Origin of the sequence: Malikia spinosa (genome assembly GCF_002980625.1) — a bacterium.
Classification (GTDB): domain Bacteria; phylum Pseudomonadota; class Gammaproteobacteria; order Burkholderiales; family Burkholderiaceae_C; genus Malikia; species Malikia spinosa.
In genome coordinates this window covers 21,462-28,383 of sequence record NZ_PVLR01000031.1, presented here as the reverse complement: position 1 = coordinate 28,383, position 6,922 = coordinate 21,462, and the positions used below count along the sequence as shown (strand labels likewise).

The following is a 6,922-nucleotide window of genomic DNA, read 5'->3' as shown; positions in this document are numbered from 1 at the left end:
ACCCCCGCCTCGACGAAAGGCCGGTCCAGCACGTCACCGCGCTCGCAGATCACGGGCTGGCCGGTGATGCGCTCGAGCCGCTTCAGCACCTCGGGCTGGCTGTTGGCGAAATTGTCCAGGATCACGGGCTGATAGCCCGCCTCAAGCAGTGCCACATAGGTGTGGCTGCCGATGTAGCCGGCGCCGCCGGTCAGCAGGATGTTCATCGGTTCACCCCCGCGCCGCGTCCGCCATGCGTTCAGCCAGCGCCTGCGCCTGGGCCGCATCGCGCGCCTCGACCATCACGCGCAGCAGCGGCTCGGTGCCGCTGGCACGGATCAGCACGCGCCCGGTCTGGCCCAGCTCGGCCTCGGCCGCTGCAATAGCCGCCTGCAGCGTCGCGTTGTTCTTCCAGTCCTGGCCCGGCTGCAGCCGCACGTTGATCAGCACCTGCGGGAACAGCTCGACGCCAGTCAGCAGCTCGGCCAGGCCCTGGCCCGAGCGCGCGATCGCCTGCAGCACCTGCAAGGCCGACACCAGCGCGTCGCCCGTGGTCTGACAGTCCAGCACCAGCAGGTGGCCCGAACCCTCGCCGCCCAGCAGCCAGTGGTGGCGGTGCAGCTCTTCCAGCACATAGCGGTCGCCGACCTTGGCGCGCACGAAAGCCACGCCCTTGGCCTTGAGCGCGAGCTCAATCGCCATGTTCGTCATCAACGTGCCGACCACGCCCGGCACCACCTCGTCGCGCGCCAGCCGCTCGGCTGCCAGCAGATAAAGCAGCTCGTCGCCGTTGTACAGGCGACCCTGGGCATCGACCATCTGCAGCCGGTCGGCGTCGCCATCCAGCGCAATGCCGATATCGGCACCGTGCTGCTTGACCGCTGCCACCAGCGCCTCGGGATGGGTCGCACCAACACCGTTGTTGATGTTTAGCCCGTCCGGGTTGCAGCCGATCGCGATCACCTCGGCACCCAACTCGTGGAACACCTTGGGCGCGATCTGGTAGGCCGCGCCGTGTGCGGCATCAATCACGATCTTCAGGCCCTTGAGGCTGAGCTCGCGGTCGAAAGTGCTCTTGCAGAACTCGATGTAGCGCCCGGCCGCGTCTTCCAGGCGCCGAGTCTTGCCCAGGCTAGCCGAATCGGCCCAGACCGGCGGTTCTTCGAGTGCGGCCTCGACCGCCAGTTCCCAGTCATCGGGCAGCTTGGCGCCGTGGTCGTTGAAGAACTTGATGCCGTTGTCGCCAAACGGATTGTGGCTGGCCGAAATCACCACGCCCAAGCTGGCGCGCTGGGCCGTGGTCAGGTAGGCCACGGCCGGGGTCGGCACCGGGCCGAGCAGCACGACATCGACGCCAGCCGAGTTAAAACCCGACTCGAGCGCGGATTCGAGCATGTAGCCCGAGATCCGGGTGTCCTTGCCGATCAGCACGGTCGGGCGCGCCTCCTTTTGCTTGAGCACGCGGCCCACCGCATGCGCCAGCTTGAGGATGAAGTCAGGGGTGATCGGGCTGTGGCCCACGGTGCCGCGGATGCCGTCGGTGCCGAAATATTTGCGGGTCATATCAAGTTCTCGTTGTATCAGGCCAGGCCGCGTTCCTGCAGCCAAGCCATAAAATCAGTGCCGACTTCGGCGTGTTCGCGTCCCAGATCGACGGTGGCCTGCAGGAAGCCGAGCTTGCTGCCGCAGTCGTAGCGCTGGCCCTGGTAGCGGTAGGCAAACACCTTCTCGCGCCGCAGCAACTGCGCGATGCCGTCAGTCAACTGGATCTCGCCGCCGACACCACGCGGCAGACTCTCCAGCTCGGCAAAGATGCCGGGCGTCAGGATGTAGCGCCCGGCCACGGCCAGCGTGGTCGGCGCGACTTCGGGTGCCGGCTTTTCGACGATGCCCGACATATCGACCATGTCGGCAGCGATCTGCTGACCCGACACAATGCCGTAGCGCTTGGTGTGCTCGCGCGGCACGTCCTGCACCGCCAGCAGGCTGGTGCCCCAGTCGGCGTAGCGCTTGACCATCTGCGCCATGACCGGTGGCTGGCCGACCATCAGGTCGTCGGCCAGTAGCACGGCGAAAGCCTCGTTGCCGACCAGTTCCTTGGCGCACAGCACGGCATGTCCCAGGCCCAGAGCGCGCGGCTGGCGCACATAGACGCAGGTCATGTCGTCGGGCGCGATCGAGCGTGCGACTGCGAGCAGCTCGGTCTTGCCGGCGGCCTCGAGTTCGCTTTCGAGTTCGTAGGCGGTGTCGAAATGGTCCTCGATGCTGCGCTTGGTGCGGCCGGTGACGAAGATCATCTGGCGGATGCCGGCGGCATAGGCTTCCTCGACCGCGTACTGGATCAGCGGCTTGTCGACCACGGGCAGCATCTCCTTGGCGCTGGCCTTGGTGGCGGGCAGGAAACGGGTGCCAAGACCGGCAATCGGGAAAACAGCCTTACGAATAGTTACAGTCATTTTTAATCCGGTGGGTTAGTGAGAGTTTGACAGAGGTGTTGAATCGGTAGCGCCATGTCTTTGGCTCAGCCCTAGACGAGCTGCGTAGTAGGCGCGCCCCAGCAATTCGCGCCAAGCCATTTCTGTAGAACGCCATGCGCCAGCCGATGGCAGCAGATTCATAGCAGTAAAACTGTCACTTGCGCTGACCTTGAAGTCGACGGGGTAGGGCTGTACGGTAAGACCCGCTTGTTCGAACAGACGCTGAGCGCGTGGCATGTGGAAGGCAGAAGTCACCAACAAGATGCTCTGGGGTTTGGCAACTGCGACCGAAGGTAGCTTTGGCAACAATGCGACTACGGCGGCGGCTTCTTCAGCCGTATTCATTGCCATGCCCGTGATTTGGATGGCTGAACTTGGGACGCCCTGCGACTTTGCCCACGTTTGCAGCACTTCACCTTCAGGTGCCAATTCTGGCTGCCAAGGTGTCCAGCCGCCAGTGAAGATCAGCCAGGGCGCTTTGCCTGCCTGGTACAGTTCAATGCCTCCCCAGAAGCGGTCGCCATCGTTCCATTCGCTCTGGGTCGCAGGGCCGGGTGCAAGCACTCGGCCTTCGCTGAGGACGACTATTGCCCGTGCCTTGTCCATTGAGCTTGCAGCTTGTCGCACGGCGTTGGCCTCGGACCAGCGAACCAGATGGCCGCTGATCCATGGCGTGCTTCCCAGCCAAAACAGGCTTAGCGCTAGCCAGATCGGCCAGCGCCGCCGCAACAGTAAGGCGACAGCCATCAGCAATAGCAGCAGTCCGGTGGGCAGTGCCAACAGCGGAAGCAGTTTGTGGAAGTAGATGCTCAAGTCTTACTCTGCTAAAACGAGATCAATCAGCGAACAATCGCAAACAACGTTGCAAAAATGATCCTGATGTCTCCCCAGAAAGACCGGTTTTGAACATAGTCGATGTAGTAGCGAATCTTGACCGGCAGTACTTCGTCAACGTAGGCCTTGTGGGGGTCCACAGCCTTGCCCAGGATTTCGTTCTCGTCCTTGTACTCGATCGAGGCCCGGTCGGTAATGCCGGGCTTGACCGACAAGACGATCTCGCGTGCCTCGGCTGGATAGCAGGCCACGTAACGCGGCACCTCAGGGCGTGGCCCGACCAAGCTCATGTCACCGACAAAAACATCGATCAATTGCGCCAGTTCGTCCAGCTTGTACTTGCGTAGCACTGTACCTACCTTGGTCACCCGAGCATCAACCCCCACAGTGATCTGCAAGCCGCGTCGCTCCGCATCCGTCACCATGGTGCGGAACTTGTGGATGCGGAAAGTATTGCCGAAGCGCCCAATCCGTTCTTGTCGGAAGAACACTGGGCCATGCGATTCGAGTTTGATTGCCAGCGCAATGCCCAACAGTATCGGTGTCAGCACCAGAAGTCCTATCCCGCTGGCCAGCAGATCGAACAAGCGTTTGGCAATCACTTGAGCGCTTCCTTGACTGCAGACACTACGCGCTTGACATCGTCATCTGTCATGCGGGTGTAAAGGGGCAGGGACAACGTGCGTTCGTAGATCCGCTGGCTGACCGGGAACATTTCAGGCGTCAGCTTGTAAGTGTCGCGCCAGTAGGGATGCAGGTGCAGAGGAATGTAGTGAACGCTACAGCCTATGCCTTGGGCAAACATGCGCTCGACAAACTGATCGCGGGTTATGGCTACCGAGTCATCCAGTTGGATGACGTACAGGTGCCAAGAGTGGATGTCGCCTTCGGCAGACTGAGGCGGTTTTACAATCGGCAGGTCTGCCAAAGCCTCATCATAGAGCGCTGCGATATGGGCACGCTTCTGCTGGAAAGCATTTGCCTTCTTCAGCTGATGTATGCCCATGGACGCAGCGATGTCCGTCATGTTGTACTTGAAGCCTGGCGCTACGATTTCGTAGTACCAACTAGGCGCCTTGGCCGTGAAGCGATCGAAGGCGTCGCGGTTGATGCCGTGTAGGCGCATCACGCGTGCACGTTTGGCAATTTCGGGATCACGGGTCACCAGCATGCCACCTTCGCCTGTGGTGATGGTCTTGTTCGCATAGAAGCTGAATACCGTTACATCGCTGTCCAAGGTGCCGATCATCTTGCCGCTGCAAGTGGTTGGCAGAGAGTGTGCGGCATCTTCCATCACGCGCAAATCGTGCTTTTTAGCCATGGCAAGCAAACGGTCCATATCGGCAGAACGACCTGCAAAATGAACTGGGATGATGGCTTTGGTGCGCGGTGTGATGGCAGCTTCGACTGCGTCCACATCAATGCAAAGCGTGTTGGCATCGACGTCTACGAACACAGGATCGGCACCGAGGTAGCGAATGATTTCAGCAGTGGCTGTGAAAGTGTGGGTGGTCGTAATTACCTCGTCGCCAGGGCCTATGCCCATGGCTTCGAGTCCCAGGTGCAAGCCAGCTGTGGCCGAGTTAACCGCAACAGCTTCCAAGCCCCCTCCCAGATATTCAACGAAATCACTTTCAAACTGCTTTGCTTTAGGGCCGGTAGTTACCCAGCCAGATCGCAATGAGGAAACTACTTCGGCGATCTCTTCTTCGCCAATTTCAGGTAATGCAAAAGGCAAGAAATTCTGATTTGTCATAATTTGTTTTGAATGGTTAATTAATCGAGTTATTGCAGATCCTTGAGCATTAGGAGCATTTTACGGTTCTTGTCCTGGCTGAATTCTTGTGCAATATGATATCCATGTTTTCGATAGAATCCCACGGCTCGCTCATTGTCCAAGGCATCAGTTGTCAGGGCTACAGAAGTAGCTCCCTTGGCACGCGATAGTCGTTCAAATTCATCCAGTAGACGACTGGCAACGCCGCTGCCCTTAGCATCAGGTAATACGCCTATACTGCGCAGTATGACGGAATTGTTCGGTACTTCGGGCTCTTCACCCACTGAAAAAAATTGTGCGGCAACACGCCTCATTACTTTGACTGGATTTCGGATTAATCCGGGGGCAAGCGCTGCTATGAATTGTGGCAGAAATCGAATCGCCAAATTTCTGTCTTTTCCCGCCGATTTCAAGATGCCGACTGCAAATCCGTCAAGTCTGTTGTTTTGTTCATTTATAACAAACACTCCGCCCACATTGCTTATGAAAGCGCGGTACATGGTCCGTAGGAAGCCTGGCCCCAGTGTCGTCAAGAAGAATCCAGGAAAAGCTGCTGAATGCACATCAGCCACTTGGCTTACATCTTCAGTTCTCGCTGGGCGACAATTTGCAATAGTCGAATTCATCTTTTGGTTGCTACAGCTTTTAGTAGAGAGTCTATGCAGCTTACGCCATTTTCCATGCTCATATTTTTTTGATAAAAATTCAGTCCGCATTCAGCCATTTTTTGTAGTTTGTCTGAGGGGAGTTGGCTCATTTTAATGGCAGCAATTGCCAATTGTTGAGGCTGGCAAGGTTCTACGACTAGTCCGGCGCCAGCTTGGCGTATGATTTCGCTTGCCTCGCCCCTGACCGCCATCAATATCGGGCGTCTTGCCAGCAGGTAGGCCTGGGTTTTCTGGGGAATAGTAATTTCAAAGACAGGTTCGTCTGCCAAGTGAACCAGCAACACATCAGCTGCTGCCAAGTAGTCACCAACTTGGTCCACTGTGACGCGAGGTAAGAACTGGACATTTTTCAAGCCCAACGTTTGTGCCTTATTTTTTAGAGCAGTCTCCGCTACGCCTGCACCCAGGAATAAAAATCTGACACGGTTTGAGTCTTGTTGTTGTACAAGGTAGGCTGCTTGAACAACATGTTCCAGTGCTTGTGCTGCCCCGAGGTTGCCTGCGTACAGAATGTTGAAAAAGCTGCGATCGATTGTTTCTGGTGATTTAGAAACTTCGGTTTGCATTCGACTTTCATCACACCAATTGAATATACGTTCGATTTTTTCGGGTGCGACTTTCTTGGAAATTAGTGCTCGTCTGTAACCTTCTGATAGCACCACAATCCGTGATGCATGACGGTATACTAGTCTGCAACACCTGTCTACCCAGCGCACAATCCGTCCATCAGGCTTAGCGCTGCCAGTTGCCACCAGTGCGTCAGGCCAAAGGTCCTGTACATCGTATACATAGGGTATGTCCCGAACCTTCCCGACCAGTAAAGCCGTCAGACCAACTATTACCGGCGGGTAATAAGCGTAAATTACGTCAGGCTTCTTGGCAGAAAAAAGAGCATAAAAGCTGGCAGTCAAACCAAAAGAAAGATAGCTCAGCATTCTCTTGGCCGCTGAAGTGCCGTGGCTGATAAAGGTCGGAAGTCGTACGATACGAATTCCATCAACAATGTTGACTTCCTTGCAGCGTTGCTTGTAGCCAGTGTAAACTTTCCCGCCTGGATAGCTCGGGAAAGTGGTCACTACCTCGACTTCATGACCCAAGGCTTTTAGTCGCCTTGCGAATTCCAAGCCTTTGATCGAGTTTTCAGGGTCGAACAGTTGAGAAATGAAAAGAATGCGCAAGGCTATTTA

8 protein-coding genes are annotated in these 6,922 nt (G+C 57.0%); all 8 read right to left on the bottom strand.

Annotated elements, in window-relative coordinates; genetic code table 11:
* The coding region (locus tag C6P61_RS11470) for a GDP-mannose 4,6-dehydratase (protein ID WP_146115043.1) at positions 1-206 on the bottom strand (206 nt) is incomplete at its 3' end.
* A 4-nt stretch (positions 207-210) separates the two neighbouring features.
* Positions 211-1,542, bottom strand: a complete 1,332-nt coding sequence (gene glmM / locus C6P61_RS11465; RefSeq protein ID WP_105730071.1) for a phosphoglucosamine mutase — start codon at positions 1,540-1,542, stop codon at positions 211-213.
* Between the two features lie 17 nt (positions 1,543-1,559).
* On the bottom strand, positions 1,560-2,435 hold the full coding sequence (galU, locus tag C6P61_RS11460) for a UTP--glucose-1-phosphate uridylyltransferase GalU (protein WP_105730070.1): 876 nt from the start codon (positions 2,433-2,435) through the stop codon (positions 1,560-1,562).
* A gap of 15 nt (positions 2,436-2,450) precedes the next feature.
* Positions 2,451-3,269: a YdcF family protein gene (locus tag C6P61_RS11455; protein WP_211296970.1), complete on the bottom strand. Its 819-nt coding sequence runs from the start codon at positions 3,267-3,269 to the stop codon at positions 2,451-2,453.
* A 26-nt stretch (positions 3,270-3,295) separates the two neighbouring features.
* On the bottom strand, positions 3,296-3,889 hold the full coding sequence (locus C6P61_RS11450) for a sugar transferase (protein ID WP_211296971.1): 594 nt from the start codon (positions 3,887-3,889) through the stop codon (positions 3,296-3,298).
* Positions 3,889-5,046 (bottom strand): DegT/DnrJ/EryC1/StrS family aminotransferase, encoded by a 1,158-nt coding sequence (locus tag C6P61_RS11445; protein ID WP_105730068.1) that lies wholly within the window; start codon positions 5,044-5,046, stop codon positions 3,889-3,891. The genes C6P61_RS11450 and C6P61_RS11445 overlap by 1 nt, the downstream gene beginning before the upstream one ends.
* A gap of 29 nt (positions 5,047-5,075) precedes the next feature.
* Entirely contained in the window at positions 5,076-5,693 is a 618-nt protein-coding gene (locus tag C6P61_RS11440) for a GNAT family N-acetyltransferase (protein WP_170067378.1), read from the bottom strand.
* A complete protein-coding gene (locus tag C6P61_RS11435; protein ID WP_105730066.1) occupies positions 5,690-6,913 on the bottom strand; it encodes a glycosyltransferase family 4 protein in 1,224 nt (407 codons plus the stop codon). The genes C6P61_RS11440 and C6P61_RS11435 overlap by 4 nt, the downstream gene beginning before the upstream one ends.
* Between the last annotated feature and the right edge of the window lie 9 nt (positions 6,914-6,922).

Coding starts and splice junctions, on each gene's coding strand:
- glmM (WP_105730071.1), bottom strand. CDS start 1,542: ATGACCCGCAAATATTTCGGCACCGACGGCATCCGCGGCACCGTGGGC.
- galU (WP_105730070.1), bottom strand. CDS start 2,435: ATGACTGTAACTATTCGTAAGGCTGTTTTCCCGATTGCCGGTCTTGGC.
- C6P61_RS11445 (WP_105730068.1), bottom strand. CDS start 5,046: ATGACAAATCAGAATTTCTTGCCTTTTGCATTACCTGAAATTGGCGAA.
- C6P61_RS11440 (WP_170067378.1), bottom strand. CDS start 5,693: ATGAATTCGACTATTGCAAATTGTCGCCCAGCGAGAACTGAAGATGTA.